18 protein-coding genes, 1 pseudogene and 1 riboswitch are annotated in these 21,855 nt (G+C 63.5%); of the genes and pseudogenes, 3 read left to right on the top strand and 16 right to left on the bottom strand.

The annotated features are described in order from the left end of the window. Window positions 1-182 (top strand): hypothetical protein (locus BMW49_RS24985; RefSeq protein ID WP_208600973.1); only part of this gene is annotated, 182 nt, incomplete at its 5' end. On the opposite strand, the gene cobN is transcribed toward BMW49_RS24985, so the two are convergent. The 6 genes from cobN to BMW49_RS16065 form a co-directional block, all read right to left on the bottom strand. Next, window positions 179-3,913: a cobaltochelatase subunit CobN gene (cobN, locus tag BMW49_RS16090; RefSeq protein ID WP_069519410.1), complete on the bottom strand. Its 3,735-nt coding sequence runs from the start codon at window positions 3,911-3,913 to the stop codon at window positions 179-181. The genes BMW49_RS24985 and cobN overlap by 4 nt on opposite strands. Before the next feature lie 121 nt (window positions 3,914-4,034). Then, window positions 4,035-5,084 (bottom strand): cobalamin biosynthesis protein CobW, encoded by a 1,050-nt coding sequence (gene cobW, locus BMW49_RS16085; protein WP_069519409.1) that lies wholly within the window; start codon window positions 5,082-5,084, stop codon window positions 4,035-4,037. 100 nt (window positions 5,085-5,184) lie between these two features. After that, window positions 5,185-5,381, bottom strand: a riboswitch (cobalamin riboswitch). Between the two features lie 58 nt (window positions 5,382-5,439). Continuing rightward, on the bottom strand, window positions 5,440-6,291 hold the full coding sequence (locus BMW49_RS16080) for an alpha/beta hydrolase (protein ID WP_244168358.1): 852 nt from the start codon (window positions 6,289-6,291) through the stop codon (window positions 5,440-5,442). Then, on the bottom strand, window positions 6,288-8,657 hold the full coding sequence (locus BMW49_RS16075) for a TonB-dependent siderophore receptor (protein ID WP_244168357.1): 2,370 nt from the start codon (window positions 8,655-8,657) through the stop codon (window positions 6,288-6,290). The genes BMW49_RS16080 and BMW49_RS16075 overlap by 4 nt, the downstream gene beginning before the upstream one ends. 64 nt (window positions 8,658-8,721) lie before the next feature. Further along, window positions 8,722-9,648 (bottom strand): DUF4880 domain-containing protein, encoded by a 927-nt coding sequence (locus BMW49_RS16070; RefSeq protein WP_244168356.1) that lies wholly within the window; start codon window positions 9,646-9,648, stop codon window positions 8,722-8,724. Then, window positions 9,645-10,163 carry a sigma-70 family RNA polymerase sigma factor gene (locus BMW49_RS16065; protein ID WP_069519407.1) on the bottom strand — a complete coding sequence of 173 codons (519 nt, stop codon included), beginning with the start codon at window positions 10,161-10,163 and terminating at the stop codon, window positions 9,645-9,647. Before BMW49_RS16065 ends, BMW49_RS16070 begins: the two co-directional genes overlap by 4 nt. Before the next feature lie 247 nt (window positions 10,164-10,410). On the opposite strand from BMW49_RS16065, the gene BMW49_RS16060 reads away from it, so the two are divergent. Together BMW49_RS16060 and cobM are read left to right on the top strand one after the other, a co-directional pair. Beyond that, entirely contained in the window at window positions 10,411-10,851 is a 441-nt protein-coding gene (locus BMW49_RS16060) for a cobalamin biosynthesis protein (RefSeq protein WP_069519406.1), read from the top strand. Beyond that, entirely contained in the window at window positions 10,848-11,594 is a 747-nt protein-coding gene (gene cobM, locus BMW49_RS16055) for a precorrin-4 C(11)-methyltransferase (RefSeq protein WP_069519405.1), read from the top strand. The genes BMW49_RS16060 and cobM overlap by 4 nt, the downstream gene beginning before the upstream one ends. 9 nt (window positions 11,595-11,603) lie before the next feature. Here the strand turns inward: cobM and BMW49_RS16050 are convergent. From BMW49_RS16050 to atpA, 10 genes and pseudogenes are all read right to left on the bottom strand, one after another. Next, a pseudogene (locus tag BMW49_RS16050) lies at window positions 11,604-12,356 on the bottom strand (YoaK family protein); the annotation flags it as partial. 15 nt (window positions 12,357-12,371) lie between these two features. Further along, a complete protein-coding gene (locus BMW49_RS16045; RefSeq protein WP_069519403.1) occupies window positions 12,372-12,602 on the bottom strand; it encodes a hypothetical protein in 231 nt (76 codons plus the stop codon). After that, on the bottom strand, window positions 12,599-14,434 hold the full coding sequence (gene glmS, locus BMW49_RS16040) for a glutamine--fructose-6-phosphate transaminase (isomerizing) (protein WP_069519402.1): 1,836 nt from the start codon (window positions 14,432-14,434) through the stop codon (window positions 12,599-12,601). The genes BMW49_RS16045 and glmS overlap by 4 nt, the downstream gene beginning before the upstream one ends. A 16-nt stretch (window positions 14,435-14,450) precedes the next feature. Beyond that, the gene (locus tag BMW49_RS16035; protein ID WP_069519401.1) at window positions 14,451-15,221 is read right to left on the bottom strand and encodes a DeoR/GlpR family DNA-binding transcription regulator; all 771 of its coding nucleotides are present in this window, start codon (window positions 15,219-15,221) and stop codon (window positions 14,451-14,453) included. A 99-nt stretch (window positions 15,222-15,320) separates the two neighbouring features. Next, window positions 15,321-15,830 carry a M23 family metallopeptidase gene (locus tag BMW49_RS16030; protein WP_069519400.1) on the bottom strand — a complete coding sequence of 170 codons (510 nt, stop codon included), beginning with the start codon at window positions 15,828-15,830 and terminating at the stop codon, window positions 15,321-15,323. Window positions 15,831-15,844: 14 nt separating this feature from the next. After that, window positions 15,845-17,206 carry a bifunctional UDP-N-acetylglucosamine diphosphorylase/glucosamine-1-phosphate N-acetyltransferase GlmU gene (glmU, locus tag BMW49_RS16025; RefSeq protein WP_069519399.1) on the bottom strand — a complete coding sequence of 454 codons (1,362 nt, stop codon included), beginning with the start codon at window positions 17,204-17,206 and terminating at the stop codon, window positions 15,845-15,847. 201 nt (window positions 17,207-17,407) lie between these two features. After that, the gene (locus BMW49_RS16020) at window positions 17,408-17,833 is read right to left on the bottom strand and encodes a F0F1 ATP synthase subunit epsilon (RefSeq protein ID WP_069519398.1); all 426 of its coding nucleotides are present in this window, start codon (window positions 17,831-17,833) and stop codon (window positions 17,408-17,410) included. A 122-nt stretch (window positions 17,834-17,955) separates the two neighbouring features. Next, complete coding sequence (gene atpD / locus BMW49_RS16015; RefSeq protein WP_069519397.1) at window positions 17,956-19,332, bottom strand: F0F1 ATP synthase subunit beta; 1,377 nt, start codon at window positions 19,330-19,332, stop codon at window positions 17,956-17,958. A 50-nt stretch (window positions 19,333-19,382) separates the two neighbouring features. Beyond that, complete coding sequence (atpG, locus tag BMW49_RS16010) at window positions 19,383-20,246, bottom strand: F0F1 ATP synthase subunit gamma (protein WP_069519396.1); 864 nt, start codon at window positions 20,244-20,246, stop codon at window positions 19,383-19,385. 50 nt (window positions 20,247-20,296) lie between these two features. Then, the gene (atpA, locus tag BMW49_RS16005; RefSeq protein ID WP_069519395.1) at window positions 20,297-21,841 is read right to left on the bottom strand and encodes a F0F1 ATP synthase subunit alpha; all 1,545 of its coding nucleotides are present in this window, start codon (window positions 21,839-21,841) and stop codon (window positions 20,297-20,299) included. Window positions 21,842-21,855 lie beyond the last annotated feature (14 nt).

Here is a 21,855-nt window from a genome sequence, read left to right as displayed (position 1 = left end):
GGTCAACCGACACCGTAGCCTGGGTCGAGCGCAGCGACACCCGGGAGAAAGGAGATGCCCCGGGTATCGCGCTGCTCAACCCAGGCTACCCACTGTTTCCAACCAACCGGTTCACGGCTAAAACCCCTCCCACGACGACAACTGTTACCTGTGGGAGGGGCTTTAGCCGCGAGGCTTTTTAAGACTCTTCGCTGTCGATCAGCAGGTTTTCCAGCGCCTCGCGATACGCGCCGGGCTCCTGCCAGAGGCCGCGTTGCTGGGCTTCGAGCAGGCGTTCGAGGATGTCTTGCAGGGCGCCGGGGTTGTGCTGCTGGATAAAGTCGCGGGTGTCCTTGTCGAGCAGGTAGGCATCGGTAAGCAGCGCGTACTGGTGGTCGTCGACCAGCTCGCTGGTGGCGTCGAAGGCGAACAGGTAGTCGATGGTCGCCGCCAGCTCGAACGCGCCCTTGTAGCCGTGGCGCTTCATGCCGTCGATCCACTTGGGGTTGGCCGCGCGGGCGCGCACCACGCGGTTCAGCTCCTCCTTGAGGGTGCGGATGCGCGGGTTGTCGGGCTGGCTGTTGTCGCCGTGGTAGCTCGCCACCTTGGCGCCGCGCAGGGTTTCCACCGCTGCCAACATGCCGCCCTGGAACTGGTAGTAGTCGTTGGAATCGAGAATGTCGTGCTCGCGGTTGTCCTGGTTGTGCAGCACCGCCTGCATCTGCTCCAGACGCTCGGCGAACTGCGCGCGCGCCGGGGCGCCGTCGCTGTGCGCGCCATAGGCGTAGCCGCCCCAGTTGAGGTAGACCTCGGCCAGGTCCGCGCGGGTTTCCCACAGGCGCTGGTCGATGGCGTTCTGCACGCCGGCGCCGTAAGCCCCAGGTTTGGAGCCGAACACCCGCCAGCCGGCCTGTTTGCGCGCCTCGAACTCGTCCAGACCGCTGTCCTGCAGGGCCAGGGATTCGCGCCAGACCCGCGCCGATAGCGGGTTCATGTCTTCCGGCTCATCCAGATCGACCACCGCCTGCACCGCCTCGTCGAACAGGCGGATCAGGTTGCTGAAGGCATCGCGGAAGAAGCCGGACACCCGCAGGGTCACGTCCACCCGTGGGCGGCCGAGCTGCTCAAGCGCCAGCACCTCGAAGCGTTCGACGCGCTGGCTGCCAGCCTGCCACACCGGGCGCACACCGAGCAGCGCCAGGGCCTGGGCCATGTCATCGCCGCCGGTGCGCATGGTCGCGGTGCCCCACATCGACAGGCCGAGCTGGCGCAGGTGGTCGCCGTGGTCCTGCAGATGGCGTTCGAGCAGGCGATCCGCCGCTTGCACGCCGATGCGCCAGGCGGTCGGCGTCGGTAGGTTACGCACATCGACGGTGAAGAAGTTGCGCCCGGTGGGCAGCACATCCAGCCGGCCCCGGCTCGGTGCGCCACTTGGCCCAGCGGGAACAAAACGCCCCTCCAGCGCCGCCAGCAGGCCGTGCATTTCTGCCGGGCCGCAGGCATCCAGGCGCGGCGCGACCTCATCATGCAAGCGCTGCAGCACCTGGCGACTGCTCGGGCCAGCGGCGTCAAAATCCGTTGCCTCGATCAGCTGCAAGGCCAGCAGTTCCAGGCGCTCGCGGGTGTCACCGGTGGTGCGCCAGGTGCAGTTATCCACAGCCTGCAAGGCAGCGGGACGCGGCCCATTCCAGGGCGCAGCCATGTCGCAGTCGAGCGGATCAAAGGCCAGCGCAAGGTCGTCCGCCAGGGCGCGCAGCAGGCTGGCGTTGCCGCCCAGGCCGTCGCCCCGGGGAATGCGCAGCAACGCCAGCAAGGTGTCGCGGCGCAGGGTGCCGGCCGGTGATTCGCCGAATACGTGCAGGCCATCGCGGATCTGCGACTCCTTCAAATCGCAGAGGTAGGCATCGAGCTGCGGCAGCCAGCTATTGGGGTCTTCGTTGAGCTGCAGGCCCAGTTCGCGGTCGAGGCTGGCTTCGCGCACCTTGAGCAGAATCTCGCCACGCAGCTCCAGGGCGCGGCGCTGGTCGAGCTGGCTGGCGTCGTAATACTCATCGGCCAGGCGTTCGATATCGCGCAGCGGCCCGTAGCTTTCGGCGCGGGTCAGCGGCGGCATCAGGTGGTCGATGATCACCGCCTGGGTACGCCGCTTGGCCTGGGCGCCTTCGCCGGGGTCGTTGACGATAAACGGGTAGATGTTGGGCAGCGGACCAAGAATCGCGCCGGGCCAGCACTGCTCGGACAGGCCCACGCTCTTGCCCGGCAGCCACTCCAGGTTGCCGTGCTTGCCGACGTGGATCACCGCGTGGGCACCGAACTCACGACGCAGCCAGGCGTAGAACGCCAGGTAGCCGTGGGGCGGCACCAGGTCCGGGTCGTGATAGACCGCCGCTGCGTCCACCTGATAACCCCGCGCCGGCTGAATACCGACAAAGGTCAGGCCAAAGCGCAGGCCGGCAATCATCAAACGCCCGCTACGGAACATCGGGTCTTGCTCCGGGCTGCCCCAGCGCGCCAGCACCGCCTGCTGGTTGACCTCGGGCAGGCTGTGGAAAAACGCCAAATAGTCAGCCATAGCCAGGCTTTGCGCACAGGGCCGCTGGTCCAGGTTATCGAGGTCGTTGGTCACACCGCCCAACAGCCTGTGGATAAGCTCGGTGCCGCTCGCCGGCAGGTTATCCACAGGGTAGCCCTGGGCCTGCAAGGCTTGAAGGATGCCCAGCGCCGCCGCCGGGGTATCGAGGCCGACGCCATTGCCGATGCGCCCGTCGCGGGTCGGGTAGTTGGCCAGCACCAGGGCGATGCGTTTGTCGGCATTGGTGGTCGTGGCCAGGGCCACCCAGTTGCGCGCCAGGCTGGCGATAAAGTCCATCCCCGGCAGGTGCGGCTGATAACAGACCACATCGCTCTGGCTGCGCTCGCTGCGCCAGGCCAGGCCCTTGAAGCTGATCGGCCGGGTGATCAGCCGGCCGTCCAGCTCCGGTAACACGATGTGCATGGCCAGGTCGCGACCGCCCAGGCCTTGGGCATTGGCCTGCCACTGCTCCAGGTTGTCCAGCGCGCAGATCGCCTGCAGCACTGGAATATCCCGCCGGAACGGCCGCGCGCTGGGCGCCTCCGGGTTGGACAGGGCGAAAGCGGTGGTGTTAATGATCAGCGCGGTGTCGGTTTCATCCTGCCACGCCTCGACCTGGGCCAGGCACGCGGCTTCCTTGAGGCTGGCCACGGCAATCGGCAGCGGGTTGAGGCCCTGGGCCCGCAGGCGCTGGCAGAACACCTCGATAAACCCGGTATTGGCCGCCTGCACCTGGGCGCGGTAGAACAGCAGCGCCACCACCGGCGCGCCGGCCTGCCAGTCGCGGCGCCAGTCATCGAGGTCTGGCTGACTGCGCTGTGGATGATAGAGGCCGACACGCGGCAAGGCCTGGGGCGCCGCCCAGGGGTAATCACGCTGTAACCACTGGCTGGCGATGCAGTTGAACAGGTTGTGGGCGTTCTGCGCGCCGCCCTGGCGCAGGTACTGCCAGAGCCGCTCGCACTCGGCCGCCGGCACGTTGCTCAGGCCCATCAGCTCCGGGTCGGTGTTGTCGCAGCCGGGCATCATCGCCACCTGCGCGCCACGCTCGGCCAGCTCGACCAGCCGCTCGATGCCGTAACGCCAATAACTCACGCCGCCGTGCACGGCGATCAGGATCACCTTGGCGTGCTGCAGCACCTGCTCGACGTACAGGTCGATGGAGGCGTTGTTGCTCAACTGCGCCGGGCTGGCCAGACGCAGGCTGGGGTAGTCCGCCGGCAACTGCCGCGCCACCTCGGCCAGCAGCGACAGCTGGGAATCACCGGTGCATAAGATCACCAGCTCAGCCGGGGTCTGGCCGAGGTCGGCGATGCTGTCGGCCGGGACCTGGCTGCCGGGTTGGGTGCGGAGTAGGTGCATGATCGTTCCGAGGAAGGCGCGAATCGTGGGAGGGCCGGGCGGCGAACCGCTTTAGCCGCGACTATCCGCGAATTGGATCGCGGCTAAAGCGGGGTGCCGCCCAGCCCCTCCCACATTTCCATCAGGCCAATGCCGACTGCAGCTCGGCCTCGATGGCCGCGTGATCAAGCTGTTGGCCGATCACCACCAGGCGGGTGATACGCGGCTCATCGGCCTGCCAGGCGCGGTCGAAGTGGCGGTCGAAGCGCTGACCGACGCCCTGCACCAGCAGGCGCATGGGTTTGCCGGGGATGGCGGCGAAGCCTTTCATCCGCAGGATGCCGTGCTTGGCCACTGTGTCCTTGAGAGCCGCCAGCAGGCGCGTCTCGTCGGCTTCCGGTAGTTCCACGTGGAACGAGGCGAATTCGTCGTGATCGTGGTCCTCGTCCTCATCGTCGTGATGGGTGCGGCGGCTGTCGATGTGCAGCTCGGTTTCGCTGTTCAGGCCGAGCAGCACGTCCAACGGCAGCTCGCCGCCGTGGGCTTCGATGACTTTCACCGCCGGCGGCAGCTCCTCACTCACTTCGGCGCGCACGGCGGCCAGCGCCGCGGCGTCGAGCAGGTCGGCCTTGTTGAGGATCACCAGGTCAGCGCTGGCCAGTTGGTCGGCGAACAGCTCATGCAGCGGCGATTCATGGTCGAGGTTGGGGTCAAGCTTGCGCTGTTCGTCCACCTGGTCGGGGAAAGCAGCGAAGGTGCCGGCGGCCACGGCCGGGCTGTCGACCACGGTAATCACTGCATCCACGGTGCAGGCGTTGCGGATTTCCGGCCAGTTGAAGGCCTGCACCAGCGGCTTGGGCAGCGCCAGGCCGCTGGTTTCGATCAGGATATGGTCGAGGTCGCCACGGCGCGCCACCAGCTCGCGCATCACCGGGAAGAACTCTTCCTGCACGGTGCAGCACAGGCAGCCGTTGGCCAGCTCAAAGACGCGGCCATTGGCTTCTTCTTCACTGCAGCCGATGGAGCATTGCTTGAGCAGGTCACCGTCGATGCCCAGCTCGCCGAACTCGTTGACGATCACCGCGATACGCCGCCCGCCAGAATGGGCCAGCAGATGACGCAGCAGCGTGGTTTTGCCGGCACCGAGAAAGCCGGTGACGATGGTAACGGGAAGTTTGGCGAGGGTTTTCATGGCGAATCCTGCATAGCGTCGGAAAAAGCGAGCAGGCAGGCGGCACAGACATGACAGCCACGCAGGCGTCAGCCAACACCACCGGATCACCCCGCCCGGTTGTCGAAAGCGTGACGAGGCAGGTCTCCTGGCTCACGGCCTGCGCATCGCGCCATCCTTCACCTTCCCGCCAATGGCAGTGGTGTGTCGAAGGATTTAAGACCGTTCACAGTTGCGGGGGCAGCCAGGGCATGGGGACCCTGTTCCCTCTTAGCTTTGTGGGTTTGCCCACAAAGAACCTCGAACGGAGGGAAGGCTACGCAGGCCGCAGCAGTCGGTCAATCACGCTTGACCGGTGGCGGCGGCCCAACGCCGTTTAGAAGCGCCTTGTGCTGAGCAGCTCCTCCAGCACCTGGGTAGTCACCCGGAAGGGAATCGACATATGGTCCTCGCCCGCTTCGAGCTGAAAGTTGCTGCGCAGCCCGTATTGCGAGAGGTTCTCCAGGCGCAGTTGCAGGGAGCGCACGTCCTGAATTTCCTGGGGCATTTCCCGGTCGCCCACCCACATGGTCAGGCTGCGGTGGGTCAGATCCAGCTGCCCGGCATGGGCCTGCTGGGTAAACGCCCGCTCGTGCGCCAGCAGGTAGCGGTCACGCCACCATAGGCTCGGGCTGATCGCCACGACATGCTGGAACAAAGCCGGGCGGGTGAACAAAGCGTAGATACCGAACATGCCGCCGAAGGAGTGGCCAATCAGGCTGCGCTGGTCCTGATCGACCTTGAAGCGCTGGTTGACCTCAGGCATCAGGCGCTGCTCGATAAAATCGAGAAATAGGTCCTGGCCGCCTTGCGGCGGGTCGTTGCGCTCGGGCAGCTGCGGCGGCGACAGGTCGAAGGCGCGGCGTTTGAAATCCAGCGGTGTATCGCTCGGGTAACCGATGGCCACCAGAATCGCGCCACGCCAGCGCTTCTGCGCCCGCTTGGCGGCGTGGAAGGCCGGAAAATAGGCGTTGCCGTCGAGCAGGTAGATCACCGGGTAGCCGCCGGTATAGGGCACGTCGCCCTCCGGCAGGCTGACCATGATGCGGTAATCGCGGCCCTCGGCGCTTTTCATCGCCCATTGCTCGCTGCCGTCCAGGCTCACCGGCTCGACCTGGGCGACGGCGAGGCCGCCCACCAACATGCAGCCCAGCATGGTCAATGCGCGCAGCCAGGTTACGCCGCTCACCAGCTGTAGCTCAGGCTGGTGACCAGGCTGCGAGCTTCGCCGCGGTAGCAGAAGCCGGCCTGGCAGTTGATGTACTGCTTGTCGAACAGGTTGCGTGCGTTGAGGGCTACACGTACGCCGTCCAGGCCACCGCCGAAGTCGTAGCGCACGACGGCGTCGACCAGGGTGTAGTCCTCGCTCTTCACGGTGTTCATGTCATTGCCGTAGACGCTGCCGGTGTAGCGGGCGCCGCCACCAAAGCCCAGGCCCGAGGGCAGGTTGTAGTCCAGCCAAAGCGAGACCAGGTGACGCGGCACGTCTTTCGGGTCTTTGCCCTCGTTGCCGTCGTTGCTCTTGGTCACCTCAGGGTCGTTGTAGCTGTAGCCAGCGGTCAGGCTCAGGCGCTCGTTCAGGTCGGCGACCGCCTCCAGCTCAAGACCACGGGAGACCTGTTCGCCGGTCTGCACGGTGTTGAGCGGGTCGACCGGGTCGCGGGTCGAGACGTTTTCCTGGGTCAGGTGGTAAAGCGAGGCGGTAAACATCGCGCTGGTGCCGGGCGGCTGGTACTTCAGGCCGACTTCGTACTGCTTGCCCTCGGTGGGCTTGAGCGGGCCACTGGCGTTGCTCCCGCTCTGCGGCAGGAATGATTCGGCGTAGCTGGTATAGGGCGCCAGGCCGTTGTCGAACAGGTAGAGCGCGCCGAGCTGGTAGGTGGTGGCGGAGTCGCTGGTTTTTGTATGGGTATCGGTCAGGTTGTTGCTGTTGCGTACATGCACCCAATCGCGGCGCACACCGACGGACAGACGCCAGCGCTCGAGCTCGATCTGGTCCTGCAGGTACAGGCCGCTGCGCTGGGTGAGGCTGTCCTGGTCGGCCAGCGCAGCGGTCGGCTTACTGACCGGCTGGTGGTAGTCCGGCGCGCCCATGTCGATGGAGGGCGCAGGCCCCGTGGCATACAACACCGAGCTGTCGAACCAGGTGTAATCCCAGCCGCTCAGCAGGGTGTGCTGCAGCTCGCCGGTGGCGAAGCGGTTAACCAGGCGTGTGTCGGAGGTCAGCGAATCCATGTCCTCGTACACGCCCACCGCATCGCGCTCCATCACGCCGTTGGTGATGGTGCCGTTGGGCTGCAAGTATTGGTTGGTGGTGTTCAGTTGGCCGTAGCGCAGGTTTTGTTGCACGCTGAGGCTGTCGTTGAAGGCGTGCTCGAACTCGTAACCGAAGGTCCATTGGCGCTGCCCGAGCTTGTCGAAGTACTCATCGCCCTGCCAGAAGTCGGTGAGATGGTCACCGTCCTGGTAGAGCATCGGCGAGGCCGCTGTCTCGCGCTCCTGGTACTGCGCCAGCAGGGTCAGGCTGGTGGCCGAATCGATCTGCCAGCTCAACGACGGGGCCAGCAGGCGCACATCGTTGTTCAGTTGCTCGATGTCGTACTGCGCATCGCGGTAAACGCCCACGGTGCGAAACAGCACGTCCCCGTCTTCATCCAGCTTGCCGCCGACATCGAACTGGCCCTGGCGGTGGTCATGACTGCCGCCCTGGATTTCAACCTGATTCTTCGCCAGCACGCTCGGCCGCTTACTCACCCGGTTGACCATGCCGCCGGGGCTGATCTGGCCATAGAGCACCGAGGCCGGGCCTTTGAGCACTTCGACGCGCTCCAGGGCGAAGGCTTCTGCACCATAGATGGACAGCCAGCCGTTATAAGGCTGACGCAAGCCGTCGAGAAAGTCGGCGGACATGGTCGTCTCAAAGCCGCGTATGTTGATCTGGTCGAAGCGCGGGTCGAGGCCCGAGCTGCCCACGCGTACCCCGGCGCTGTAAGCCACTGCATCTTCGACCCGGTCGACCTTGCGATCAGCCATCTGCTCGGCGGTGACCACGCTGATGCTCTGCGCGGTTTCCAGGATCGGCTTATCGCTCTTGGTCGCACTGCTGGCGTTACTGGCGAAATAACCCGGCACCGGCTCAAAGGCACCCGGCGCCAAGGTGGCCTTGATGGTCATGGGCTCCAGCTGATAGCTGGCGTCGGACTGACTGAGCCGTACCACATAACCCGAGGCAGTTTTCTCGGCGACCAGGCCGGTGCCAGCCAGCAGCAACCGTAACCCGTCGTCCAGTGACTCACCTTCTGCCACACCCGGGCTGCGCAGCCCGTGGACCATCTGCGGGGAATACGACAGGGTAATGCCCGCCTGCTCGGCGAACAGGTTGAGGGCCTGATCCAGCGGCCCGGCCGGAACACTCGGCGCAGCAACGCTGGAAGCCGGCTCGGCGGCCTGCAGCGGCAGGCTCGCTGTCCCGCCCAGCAGCGATAGGGCCAGGCAGATGGCGGTCGATAAGGTACGGGGCTGAAGCGTGGACGGCAGTGGCCTGGCAGAACGCATGAGGGTATCCATTGAGGGAGTGATATCCCCTAACCGGACAAGTCGCAGAAATCCGACAATTTTTTTAGGCGACGGGCACGATGCGCACCCACCAGCGCGTGTGCTCGACGATGGCCACCGGCAGCAGCTGGGTAATGTTGTGCAGCATCAACTCCGGCTGATCCAGGCGAAAGACCCCGGAAAGGCGCAAATCGGCCACCGTCCTGTCGCAGCCCAGCCAGCCCTGACGGTAGCGCCCGGCCTCGGCGAGAAAGTCGGCCAGGCGAATGTCGTTGACCAGCAGCAGGCCACGGGCCCAGGCAAAGGGATCGAGCGGACCCTTGCCGAGCGCGGTCATGTTCGCTGCCGACACCGCCACACCTTCGCCCGCCTGTAACCAGCGCTGCCCTGCCCCGGCGGCCACCAGCACCTCGCCGCGCTCGACACGGATCTCGCTGTAGCCGTCGCGTTCACGCAGCAGCACCCGCGCCTGCCGCCCCGTGCACTCGGCAAAACGACAACGCACCTGCCATTGCGCACCCTCCACCAGCACTTCGCCGGCACGCAGCAGCAATGCCTTGCCCCGTACATCCAGGGCGCTGCCGGTATTGAGCAGCACCTGGGTGTCATCCCCCAGGCTCACTCGCCGGCGCTCCCCGGTGGTCGTGGCAAAATCGGCATGCCAGGCAGAGGGGACAGACGTGGCCAGCAAGGTAGCACCGCCTGCCGCCAGGCCGATGCCAAACACCTTGAGCATGCGTCGGCGGCTCAGGTCAGCGTTGGCGCGTTGCAACAGCGGAATGGCCTGCCCGGAACCGGGCATCTGGCTGACCTGAAACAAGCCGGCCATCTGCTGCAAGCGCTGCCAGGCCAGGCGATGCAGCTCGTCCTGATCCAGCCAGTCTTGCAGCTGCCGCTGTAGTTCGGGGTTACCGGCATTGCCGCGCAAGCGCATCTGCCATTCGATCGCCGTGCACACGATGGGCTCAGGCAAACGCTTCACTGCGCTCACTGGCCATCCTCGAAACACAGGCGATAGCAGTGCAGCAGGGCATTGGCCACATGGCGCTCAACGGTGCGGCTGGAAACACCCAACTGCTGCGCCACCTGCGCATGATTCAGGCCGCCGAGCTGGTACAGCAGAAAGGCGTCGCGCACGGCCGGTTTGAGGCCATCGAGCAGCTGGGCAATGCGCTCCAGAGACTGCAGGGCCTCATGACGCACCTCGGGCGAGGGATGCAGCGCCTCAGGCAACTGCGCCAATGCATCAAGGTAGGCCCGCTCCAGCGCGTCACGCCGCCAGTGGTCGATCAGCAGCCCGCGCGCGATACGCGCCAACAAGGCCCGCGGTGCACGACTTTCAATCGGCTGGCCGCGCACCAGCAAGCGCACGAAAGTGTCCTGAACCAGATCCGCCGCCTGCTGCGAACAACCGACCGAACGCCGCAGCCAGCCATGCAGCCAACCGTGGTGTGTGCCGTAGAGCACGTCGAGAGGAATGATCGAATCCGTTTCAGGTGACGACATGGCGCAGCCCAAGCCAACCGGGGTAAGGCGCCATGGGGGGATATGGCGACCGCGAGCACATTAATCGCGAATGGTTCCTATTTCAACCAGTCATACACAGCTGTCTTTTAAATCTGGAAAATAAAGGCGGATAACGGTGATAACCGCGCCCAGGCTACAGTGGTTGCATAGGTTGCACCCTTCACGGTTGACCGGTGGAGGACACCATGTTGAGCTACGCCGCTGCCCCGTATGAGCGCCCGTGATAATGCCCAGCCCAACCGTTCCACTCGCTGCACCCGCGCGCCAGGTGGTTGCAGGCCTGGGCTGTCGCCGTGACTGCGGGCTGGATGAGTTATCCACACTGCTTGAAGAGACGCTGGCGGCCCAGCAACTGACTGTGGATAACCTGGTCGGCCTGGCCAGTATTGAGCACAAGCGCGAGGAAGCCGGCCTGCTCGCCCTGGCTGACCGCCTGGGTCTGCCACTGACCTGCTTTAGCCCTGATGAGCTGACACCCTTCCAGGCCCACGTGCATGGCGCCGCTCTGACCCTCAGCACCACTGGCAGCCCCGCCGTGGCCGAACCCTGCGCCCTGGCCCTGGCCACTCGCCTGGGTGGCTGCGAGGCGCGTCTACTCGGTGGCAAAACCCGCAGCGCCAGCGCCACCTGTGCGCTGGCGCTGATTACCCGCAAGGACACGCAATGACCGTCTACTTTATCGGTGCCGGCCCCGGCGACCCTGAGCTGATCACCGTCAAGGGCCAGCGCCTGATCCGCAGCTGCCCGGTGATTCTCTACGCCGGTTCCCTGGTGCCTGAAGCAGTGCTCGACGGCCATAACGCCGAACAGCTGGTGAACACCGCCGAGCTGCACCTGGCGGAAATTATCGAGTTACTACGCCAGGCCCACGAGCGCGGCCAGGACGTGGCCCGGGTGCACTCCGGCGATCCTTCGCTGTACGGCGCCATCGGTGAGCAGATTCGCGAGCTGCGCGCCCTTGGCATTCCGTTCGAGATCATCCCCGGCGTCACCGCCACCGCCGCCTGCGCGGCGCTGCTGGAAGCCGAGCTGACCCTGCCCGGCATCGCCCAGACGGTCATTCTCACCCGCTACGGCACCACCTCACCGATGCCGGCAGGCGAGTCCCTTGGCGAGCTGGCGCAGCACCGCGCAACCCTGGCCATCCACCTGGGTGTGCGCCACTTGCCGAATATTGTCGCCGAGCTGCTGCCGCACTATGGCGTCGACTGCCCCATCGCAGTTATCCACAGGGCCAGCTGGCCCGATCAGGATTGGGTACTCGGCACCCTGGGCGATATCGAGGAAAAGGTCGCAACCAAGGACTTTCGCCGCACCGCGCTGATCCTGGTCGGGCGGGTGCTCGACCCCGGCGCCTTTGCCGAATCGGCACTGTATGACGCCGAACATCGGCATCTCTATCGACGTTGAGGCGCTTCAGCTCGCCAAACGCCTGCGCAACCACCTCAGCACATCGTCCACCGCCGGCACGCCGGCCAGCAGCACCAGAAACAGCGCCAGCGGCACGGTGGAGACGTAGCCCAGATAATTGAAGCCGAGTGCGCCGAGCACCCCGCCGAGGAAGAAACAGCCCAACAGCGTCAGCAGGATGCGCAGCCGCTGGCGGTCCACCCCGACGCTGGGCAGGCCAGGGCTGCGATTCCAGTAACACAGCTTGCCCAGCTCGATACCGATGTCGGTGATGATGCCAGTCACGTGGGTGGTGCGGATGTCGGCGCGCGACAGCTTGGTGATCAGGGCGTTTTGCAGGCCCATGATGAAACACAGCAGCATCACCGTCAGCGGCACGAACAGCCCGGCAACCGTCGCCAGCAGGCTACCCAGGAGACCGAAACACAGCAGCAACACGGCCTCCAGCAACAGCGGCAGGGCGTATTCACTGTGCAGCTGGCGGCGCCGCGAGTAATGGATCATCAGGGTCGAGCAGACGGCACCGAGCAGGAACGAAACCACCCCGCCCAGCCCGGCCAGCACCAGCCCATGGGCACCAAGGACGATATTGTCGGCCATCGACGAGACGATGCCGGTCATGTGCGAGGTGTACTGCTGGACGGCGAGAAAGCCCCCGGCATTGATCGCCCCAGCGACAAAGGCCAAGGCAAACCCAAGATGCCGGTTCGCCGTGTCACTGCGTTCGCTGCCAATTAGCCGTCGGGCGTAATTGATGGGCATGCACCACCTCGCCTGTTAGAGCTGTACCTCGACCCGCTTGATACCCAACTGGCGCAGCTCTGCAATCAGCCCGTCGAGGCTGGCAAAGGACTCCACCTGTTCCGCGTCATCAACCAGAAAATAGCTGCGCCCCGCCTCTTTGCTCAGCAGCAGAATCCACTCCCGCGTATTGGCCGGGTTGGTGATGACCTGGGTCTCGAAGACCACGCCCGCGGCCAAACGCTGTATCACGTCCGCGCGCTTCACTCGACAGTCACGCTCTTGGCCAGGTTGCGCGGCTGGTCGACGTCAGTGCCCTTGAGCACAGCGACGTAGTAGGACAGCAGCTGCAGCGGGATGGTGTAGAGGATCGGTGCAAGGGCATCGTGGATATGCGGCATGTTCACCACGTGGGTGCCCTCGCCGTTGCGCATGCCGGCCTGCTCGTCGGCGAAGACGATCAGCTCGCCGCCACGGGCGCGCACTTCCTGCAGGTTGGATTTGAGCTTTTCCAGCAGCTCGTTATTTGGCGCCACCGTGACCACCGGCATATCGCTGTCCACCAACGCCAATGGCCCGTGCTTGAGCTCGCCGGCCGGGTAGGCCTCGGCATGGATGTAGGAGATTTCCTTGAGTTTGAGCGCACCTTCCATCGCCACCGGATACTGCGCGCCACGGCCGAGGAACAGGCTGTGGTGCTTCTCGGCGAACAGCTCGGAAATCTTATCCACAACGCTGTCCATGGCCAGGGCTTCGCCCAGACGCGTCGGCAGTCGGCGCAGTTCGTCGACCAGTTCAGCCTCCAGGGCTTTATCCAGGGTGCCGCGCACCTGGCCGAGGGACAGGGTCAGCAGCATCAGTGCGACCAGCTGGGTGGTGAAGGCCTTGGTCGAGGCCACACCGATTTCCGGGCCTGCGAGGGTCAGCAGGCACAGGTCGGACTCGCGCACCAGGGAGCTGATGCCGACGTTGCAGATCGCCAGGCTGGCCAGGTAACCCAGCTCTTTACCGTTGCGCAGGGCAGCCAGGGTGTCGGCGGTTTCGCCGGACTGGGAGATGCTGACAAACAGGGTGTCGGGCTGCACCACCACCTTGCGGTAGCGAAACTCGCTGGCCACCTCGACCTGGCAGGGAATCCCGGCCAACTCTTCCAGCCAGTAACGGGCGACCATACCGGCGTGGTAGCTGGTGCCACAAGCGACGATCTGCACGTTGCGCACCTTGGCGAACAACTCGGCAGCCAGCGGGCCGAACGCCTGCACCAGCACATGATCGCTGCCCAAACGGCCTTCTAACGTGCGCTGCACCACCTTGGGTTGCTCGTGGATTTCCTTGAGCATGAAGTGGCGGTACGCGCCCTTGTCGGCGGCTTCGGCGCCTTCGTGGTACTGCACGGTTTCGCGCACCACCGGCTGGCCATCGGCGGCCCAGACCTGCACGCTGTCGCGGCGGATCTCGGCGATATCGCCTTCTTCCAGGTACATAAAGCGGTCGGTCACCTGGCGCAGGGCCAACTGATCAGAGGCGAGGAAGTTCTCGCCCAGGCCCAGGCCGATCACCAGCGGGCTGCCGCTGCGCGCGGCGAGCAGGCGATCCGGTTGCTTGGCACTGATCACCGCCAGGCCATAGGCACCGTGCAATTCCTTGACCGCCTCTTTCAAGGCTGCGGTCAGGTCCGGCTGGCTTTTCAATTTGTGGTCAAGCAGGTGGACGATGACTTCGGTGTCGGTGTCCGAGCTGAACACATAACCCAGGCCCTTGAGCTGTTCGCGCAACTGCTCATGGTTTTCGATAATGCCGTTGTGCACCACCGCCAGATCGCTACCGGAGAAATGCGGGTGGGCGTTACGCTCACTCGGCGCGCCGTGGGTGGCCCAACGGGTATGGGCGATGCCCAGGCGGCCCGGCAGCGGCTCGCTGCTCAGGGCGGTTTCCAGCTCGCTGACCTTGCCGACCCGACGCCGACGCTGCAGCACGCCCTGGTCGTCGAGCAGGGCCACCCCGGCGCTGTCGTAGCCACGGTACTCGAGGCGCTTGAGGCCCTCGACCAGGACGGCGGTGATGCTGCGCTCGGCGACGGCGCCCACAATGCCACACATAGTCTGTTCTCCTTGCTTAGACGTCGACGGCCGCGCAGATCAGCTTGATCCCACGGGCCATCAGTTGTTCGCGCGCCTCATTGGCGAGACGCTCATCGGTAATCAGGGTATGGATGCTGCCCCAGGGCAGCTCCAGGTTGGGAATCTTGCGGCCGATCTTGTCGCTCTCGACCATCACCACCACTTCGCGCGCCACCTCGGCCATCACCCGCGACAAGCCCAGCAGTTCATTGAAGGTGGTGGTGCCGCGCTGCAGATCGATGCCATCGGCGCCGATAAACAACTGGTCGAAGTCGTAGGAACGCAGCACCTGCTCGGCGACCTGGCCCTGGAACGACTCGGAATGCGGGTCCCAGGTGCCGCCGGTCATCAGCAGCACCGGCTCGTGCTCGATATCACGCAGGGCGTTGGCCACGTTCAACGAGTTGGTCATGACTACCAGACCGGGCTTGTAGCCCAACTGCGGGATCATCGCCGCGGTGGTGGTGCCGCTGTCGATGATGATCCGCGCATGCTCGCGAATACGCGCCACACCGGCACGGGCGATGGCCTGTTTGTAAGACGACACCGGCTGTGCCGGCTCGCCGATCAACTCCTGGGGCATTGGCACAGCGCCCCCATAACGGCGCAGCAGCAGGCCGTTTTTCTCCAGGGCGGCGAGGTCTTTGCGGATGGTCACTTCCGAGGTGGCGAAGGCTTTCGACAGCGCGTCCACACTTACCTCACCTTGCTCGGCGAGCAGGGCAAGAATGGTGTGGCGACGTTGCGGAGTGTTGCGCTTCGACATGTTTAAGTTTCGATTCGAAAGATAATGACGCGAATCAAAACCTAATCGAAGTTTTTCGTCAAGCGGGAATCGACATCTGGCAGGGGTACCCAGGCCAATTCAGCGCGTTTGCAAAAGCTGGTTGGGGTCCAGATAAAACATCTTCTTCCAGCCTTGGGTCGACTCGTCCGCACGCCAAGGTAACGGCAGCAGGCTGACAACCGAGTAATGCAAGTGCGCCGGTTTGCCTTGAGCATTACCCGTATCGCCAACCGTACCCAGCAGGCTGCCAGCCAGCAGCGGTTGGCCTGGGTAGGCGTCGACGGTTTGCAGATGGGCGTAATAATGAATGCGCCATTTCGGCCCCAGGGCGACCACCACCTTGCCGCCCTGCGCGATCTCACCGCGAAACAGCACCACCCCATAGCTGCTGGAGCGCACCGGCGCACCGCGTTTGGCGAAGATATCAATGCCCTTGTGCACGCCGGAGCGGCCCCAAGGTTCAAACCAGAAGGTATGCGGATTCCAGTCCCGGGCACTGGCGTCCTGCACCGGAATCTGCGGCCATTCCGGCAGCAAGGCCCAGACAAGAAACAGCACCGGTATTATCCAGCGTTTGCGTAAAGGCATCCTTGCCAACTCCATCAGGTCTTCTTGGTCGGCCGCTTCCAGCCCTCGATATTGCGCTGCTTGGCGCGGCCGACCGCCAGGGTGTTATCCGGCACATCACCGGTAATTACCGAGCCAGCGCCCGTGGTGGCGCGGTCGCCCAGCGTGACCGGCGCAACCAGAGCGCTGTTAGAGCCGATAAACACGTCTTCACCAAGCACGGTGCGGTGTTTATTGGCGCCGTCGTAGTTGCAGGTGATGGTGCCGGCGCCGATGTTGGTGCGCGCGCCGACCTCGGCATCGCCCAGGTAGCTCAGGTGACCGGCCTTGGCGCCCTCGCCCAGCTTGGCGTTCTTCAGCTCGACGAAGTTACCCACATGGGCCTTGGCACCCAGCACCGAGCCGGGACGCAAGCGGGCGAACGGGCCGCAGTCGGCGCCCTCACCCACTTCGGCCCCTTCCAAATGGCTGTTGGCTTTGACGATGGCACCTTTGCGCAGGATCGAGTTCTTGATCACGCAGTTCGGGCCGATCTGTACGTCGTCCTCAATCACCACCTTGCCTTCGAGGATCACGTTGATATCGATGGTGATGTCGCGGCCGACGCTGACCTCGCCGCGTACATCGAAGCGGAACGGGTCGATCAGGGTGACGCCTTGCGCCATCAGACGGTTGGCGAAGCGTTGCTGATAGTGGCCCTCAAGCTGCGAAAGCTGGATGCGGTCATTGGCGCCCAGCACTTCCATCTCGTCCGCCGCCTGCTCGGTGGCCACCACCAGGCCGTCGGCCACGGCCATGGCAATAACATCCGTCAGGTAGTACTCACCCTGGGCATTGCTGTTGGACAACCGGCCCAGCCAGTCGCTAAGGCGTTTGCCGGGCACCGCGAGAATGCCGGTGTTGCCTTCGCAGATTTTGCGCTGCGCCTCGCTGGCGTCCTTGTGCTCGACGATGGCCTTCACCACGCCCTGTTCATCACGCACGATGCGGCCATAGCCGGTGGGGTCGTTCAGGTTGACCGTCAGCAGGCCGAGCTGCTGCTCGCTGACCTGCAGCAGCAGGCGCTGCAGGGTTTCGACTTCGATCAACGGCACATCGCCATAGAGAATCAGCACGCGCTCGGCGGTCAACGCCGGCAACGCCTGGGCCACGGCATGGCCGGTGCCCAACTGCTCGGCCTGGATGACGAAGTTCAGGTCATCCGCCGCCAGTTGCTCACGAACCTTCTCCGCGCCATGGCCGATCACCACATGAATACCCTGTGGCTTGAGCTGGCGAGCGGTGTCGATGACATGCCCGAGCATGGATTTGCCGGCAACCGGGTGCAGCACCTTGGGCAGGGCCGAACGCATGCGGGTGCCTTGGCCGGCGGCGAGAATGACGATATCGAGCGACATGGGCAAAAATCCTGAACAGAACGGCGGTCGTGTGGGCTTCATGCCCACCTGTGGATAACCGCACGGCAGAAGAATGGAAAGGCGTCACTGCAGGTACTGTGGATAAGTTGGCCAGGCAGACCACCGACAGCACAAAACCAACGCCCAAGAAAAAGGGTAGCCAAGGCTACCCTTTTACTCGCATGCGATGAAGCCTTGGCGTTAGCCGCCGAACTTCTTGCGCAGCTGCTGGACGGTACGCAGCTGAGCTGCAACCTCGGCCAGGTGAGCGGCGGCGGAGCCGTAATCGAACTCCGTGCCCTTCTCGTTCAGCGCCTTCTCAGCAGCCTTGAGGGCTTCCTGAGCGGCTGCTTCATCAATGTCGGCAGCGCGCTGTACGGTGTCGGCCAGGACCTTCACAGTATGCGGCTGGACTTCGAGGAAGCCGCCGGAGATGTAGAACACCTCGGCCTGGCCACCCTGCTTGATCAAGCGGATCGGGCCTGGCTTGAGGTCGGTCAACAGCGGCGCGTGGCCCGGGGTAATCCCCAGGTCGCCGAGGTTGCCGTGTGCGATTACCATTTCCACCAGGCCGGAGAAGATTTCCCCTTCAGCGCTGACGATATCGCAATGGACTGTCATGGCCATATCTAACCTCACGTATCGATCGTCTGAGGCCTGCTGAGCGCCTTGGCACCCGATACATCGAGTGCAAGGCCACACCAACAGGCATCAGCCAGACCGTGAGCGCCCGTTGCCGGGCGCACCGATTACAGCTTCTTGGCTTTTTCTACGGCTTCTTCGATACCGCCAACCATGTAGAACGCCTGCTCCGGCAGGTGGTCATAGTCGCCGTTGAGGATGCCGCTGAAGCCCGCGATGGTGTCTTTCAGGGAGACGTACTTGCCCGGCGAACCGGTAAATACTTCAGCCACGAAGAACGGCTGGGACAGGAAGCGCTGGATCTTACGAGCACGGGATACCAGCTGCTTGTCTTCTTCCGACAGTTCGTCCATGCCGAGGATCGCGATGATGTCCTTCAGCTCTTTGTAACGCTGCAGCACGTACTGAACGCCGCGAGCGGTGTCGTAGTGCTCCTGGCCGATGACGTTCGGGTCCAGCTGGCGCGACGTCGAGTCGAGTGGATCGACCGCTGGGTAGATACCCAGGGAAGCGATGTCACGGGACAGTACAACGGTGGCGTCCAAGTGGGCGAAGGTGGTCGCCGGGCTCGGGTCGGTGAGGTCGTCCGCAGGTACGTAGACGGCCTGGATCGAGGTGATCGAACCGGTCTTGGTCGACGTGATGCGCTCTTGCAGAACGCCCATTTCTTCGGCCAGAGTCGGCTGATAACCCACTGCCGACGGCATACGGCCGAGCAGTGCGGATACTTCGGTACCGGCCAGGGTGTAGCGGTAGATGTTGTCCACGAAGAACAGGACATCACGGCCTTCGTCACGGAACTTCTCGGCCATGGTCAGGCCGGTCAGCGCAACGCGCAGACGGTTGCCTGGTGGCTCGTTCATCTGACCGTAAACCAGGGCTACCTTGTCGAGAACGTTGGAGTCCTTCATCTCGTGGTAGAAGTCGTTACCCTCACGAGTACGCTCACCCACACCGGCGAACACGGAATAACCGCTGTGCTCGATGGCGATGTTACGGATCAGTTCCATCATGTTTACGGTCTTGCCGACACCGGCACCACCGAACAGACCGACTTTACCGCCCTTGGCGAACGGGCAAACCAGGTCGATAACCTTGATGCCGGTTTCCAGCAGCTCGTTGGAGCCAGCTTGTTCGGCGTAGCTCGGTGCGGCACGGTGAATGCCCCAACGCTCTTCTTCGCCAATCGGGCCAGCTTCGTCGATCGGGTTGCCCAGCACGTCCATGATACGGCCCAGGGTTTTCACCCCGACCGGTACCTGGATGCCTGCGCCAGTGCTGTCGACGTCCAGGCCACGCTTGAGGCCTTCGGTCGAACCCATCGCAATGGTGCGTACCACGCCGTCGCCCAGCTGCTGCTGAACTTCCAGGGTGGTTTCGGCGCCGACTACTTTCAGCGCTTCATAAACGCTCGGCACCTTGTCACGCGGGAATTCCACGTCGATGACGGCGCCGATGATTTGAACGATACGTCCGCTACTCATCTTTGGTTCCTCTGACTTTTTTCAACCGTTCTAAACAGTTGAACCGTTCTTTAAACCGCGGCAGCGCCGCCGACGATTTCCGAAATTTCCTGGGTGATCGCAGCCTGACGTGCTTTGTTGTAAACCAACTGCAGGTCTTTGATGATATCGCCAGCGTTGTCGGTGGCGTTTTTCATTGCGATCATCCGTGCAGCCTGTTCGCACGCGTTGTTTTCCATCACGGCCTGGTACACCTGCGACTCGACGAAACGAATCATCAGGCTGTCCAGCAGGGTCTGTGCGTCGGGCTCGTAGATGTAATCCCACAGGCCTTTCTGCACACCTTCCTCTTCGATCGGCGCCAGCGGCAGCATTTGCTGCACTTCGGGCCGCTGCGTCATGGTGTTGACGAACTTGTTCGACACCAGATACAGACGATCGATACGGCCGGAGGTATACGCGTCGAGCATGACCTTGATACTGCCAATCAGGTCGTTGAGCGACGGCTCTTCACCCAGCTTGCTCACTGCAGCAACTACATTGCCGCCGTGGCTGCGGAAGAAAGCCGCGCCCTTGGTACCGATCACGCAGAAATCAGCCTCGACCTTGGCATCACGCCACTCGGCCATGCTTTTGAGCAGTGCCTTGAACAGGTTAGTGTTCAAACCACCACACAGGCCACGATCACTCGACACCACGATGTAGCCGACGCGCTTGACGTCGCGCTCCACCATGAACGGGTGGCGGTATTCCGGGTTGGCTTTGGCCAAATGGCCAATCACCTGACGGATACGCTCAGCGTAAGGGCGACCAGAGGACATGCGCATTTGAGCCTTGCGCATTTTACTGACCGCCACTTTTTCCATGGCGCTGGTGATCTTCTGCGTGCTTTTGATGCTCGCGATCTTACTGCGAATCTCTTTTGCGCCTGCCATTTCACACCTTTATGGTTCAAGCAGGCGGGAGCCGGTGGCTCCCGCTGCGGTTACCAGGTTTGGGTGGCTTTGAACTTCTCGATACCGGCTTTGAGGCCAGCGTCGATGTCGTCGTTGAAGTCACCCTTCTCGTTGATCTTCGCCATCAGATCGGCGTGATCACGGTTGAAGAAGGCAAGCAGACCCGCTTCGAACGCACCCACTTTCTTCACTTCGACGTCGGTCAGGAAGCCACGCTCGGCGGCGTACAGCGAAACGGCCATCTGCGCGATGGACATCGGCTCGTACTGCTTCTGCTTCATCAGCTCGGTAACGCGCTGACCGTGCTCGAGTTGCTTACGGGTGGCTTCGTCCAGGTCGGACGCGAACTGGGCGAATGCAGCCAGTTCACGGTACTGAGCCAGAGCGGTACGGATACCACCGGAGAGCTTCTTGATGATCTTGGTCTGGGCAGCACCACCAACGCGGGACACCGAGATACCGGCGTTGACCGCAGGACGGATACCCGAGTTGAACATCGCCGATTCCAGGAAGATCTGACCGTCGGTGATGGAAATCACGTTGGTCGGAACGAACGCGGAAACGTCGCCCGCCTGGGTTTCGATGATCGGCAGAGCGGTCAGGGAACCGGTTTTGCCAGTTACAGCGCCATTGGTGAACTTCTCAACGTACTCTTCGGAAACGCGCGATGCGCGCTCCAGCAGACGGCTGTGGAGATAGAACACGTCGCCCGGGTAGGCTTCACGGCCTGGCGGACGGCGCAGCAGCAGGGAAATCTGGCGGTAAGCCACAGCCTGCTTGGACAGATCGTCATAAACGATCAGCGCATCTTCACCGCGGTCGCGGAAGTATTCACCCATGGTGCAGCCGGCGTAAGGCGCCAGGAACTGCAGCGCAGCGGATTCGGAAGCCGAAGCTGCAACCACGATGGTGTTGGCCAGCGCGCCGGTTTCTTCCAGCTTGCGCACAACGTTGGCGATGGTCGACTGCTTCTGACCGATAGCCACGTACACGCACTTAATGCCGCTGTTCTTCTGGTTGATGATGGCGTCGATGGCCAGCGCGGTTTTACCGATCTGACGGTCACCGATGATCAGCTCACGCTGACCACGGCCTACCGGGATCATGGCATCGACCGACTTGTAGCCGGTCTGTACCGGCTGGTCGACCGACTTACGCCAGATCACGCCCGGTGCAACCTTTTCCACAGCATCGGTGGCCTGAGCGTTGATCGGGCCTTTGCCATCGATCGGGTTACCCAGGGCATCGACCACACGACCCAGCAGCTCCGGACCAACCGGAACTTCGAGGATGCGGCCGGTGCACTTGGCGCTCATGCCTTCGGCGAGGCTGGTGTAGGCACCCAGGACAACAGCACCGACGGAGTCTTGCTCCAGGTTCAGTGCCATGCCGAATACGCCACCAGGGAATTCGATCATCTCGCCGTACATCACGTCGGCGAGGCCGTAAATGCGCACGATACCGTCGGATACGCTGACGATGGTGCCTTCATTACGGGCTTGAGCGGTCACATCCAGCGCGCCAATGCGCTGCTTGATGATTTCGCTAATTTCGGAAGGATTCAATTGCTGCATGCCAGTTCCCTCAA

This window comes from Pseudomonas cuatrocienegasensis (assembly GCF_900110925.1).
Lineage (GTDB): Bacteria > Pseudomonadota > Gammaproteobacteria > Pseudomonadales > Pseudomonadaceae > Aquipseudomonas > Aquipseudomonas cuatrocienegasensis.
The sequence above is the reverse complement of the archived record's forward strand: the minus strand, read 5'-3'. Positions and strand labels throughout refer to the sequence as shown.

Excerpts from the sequence above, each read along its gene's own strand:
- glmS (WP_069519402.1), bottom strand. The coding sequence starts at position 14,434 with ATGTGTGGCATTGTGGGCGCCGTCGCCGAGCGCAGCATCACCGCCGTC.
- atpG (WP_069519396.1), bottom strand. The coding sequence starts at position 20,246 with ATGGCAGGCGCAAAAGAGATTCGCAGTAAGATCGCGAGCATCAAAAGC.
- cobW (WP_069519409.1), bottom strand. The coding sequence starts at position 5,084 with ATGAAAACCCTCGCCAAACTTCCCGTTACCATCGTCACCGGCTTTCTC.
- BMW49_RS16020 (WP_069519398.1), bottom strand. The coding sequence starts at position 17,833 with ATGGCCATGACAGTCCATTGCGATATCGTCAGCGCTGAAGGGGAAATC.
- BMW49_RS16030 (WP_069519400.1), bottom strand. The coding sequence starts at position 15,830 with ATGCCTTTACGCAAACGCTGGATAATACCGGTGCTGTTTCTTGTCTGG.
- atpD (WP_069519397.1), bottom strand. The coding sequence starts at position 19,332 with ATGAGTAGCGGACGTATCGTTCAAATCATCGGCGCCGTCATCGACGTG.
- BMW49_RS16035 (WP_069519401.1), bottom strand. The coding sequence starts at position 15,221 with ATGTCGAAGCGCAACACTCCGCAACGTCGCCACACCATTCTTGCCCTG.
- glmU (WP_069519399.1), bottom strand. The coding sequence starts at position 17,206 with ATGTCGCTCGATATCGTCATTCTCGCCGCCGGCCAAGGCACCCGCATG.
- BMW49_RS16075 (WP_244168357.1), bottom strand. The coding sequence starts at position 8,657 with ATGCGTTCTGCCAGGCCACTGCCGTCCACGCTTCAGCCCCGTACCTTA.
- BMW49_RS16065 (WP_069519407.1), bottom strand. The coding sequence starts at position 10,163 with ATGTCGTCACCTGAAACGGATTCGATCATTCCTCTCGACGTGCTCTAC.
- cobN (WP_069519410.1), bottom strand. The coding sequence starts at position 3,913 with ATGCACCTACTCCGCACCCAACCCGGCAGCCAGGTCCCGGCCGACAGC.
- atpA (WP_069519395.1), bottom strand. The coding sequence starts at position 21,841 with ATGCAGCAATTGAATCCTTCCGAAATTAGCGAAATCATCAAGCAGCGC.
- cobM (WP_069519405.1), top strand. The coding sequence starts at position 10,848 with ATGACCGTCTACTTTATCGGTGCCGGCCCCGGCGACCCTGAGCTGATC.
- BMW49_RS16060 (WP_069519406.1), top strand. The coding sequence starts at position 10,411 with ATGCCCAGCCCAACCGTTCCACTCGCTGCACCCGCGCGCCAGGTGGTT.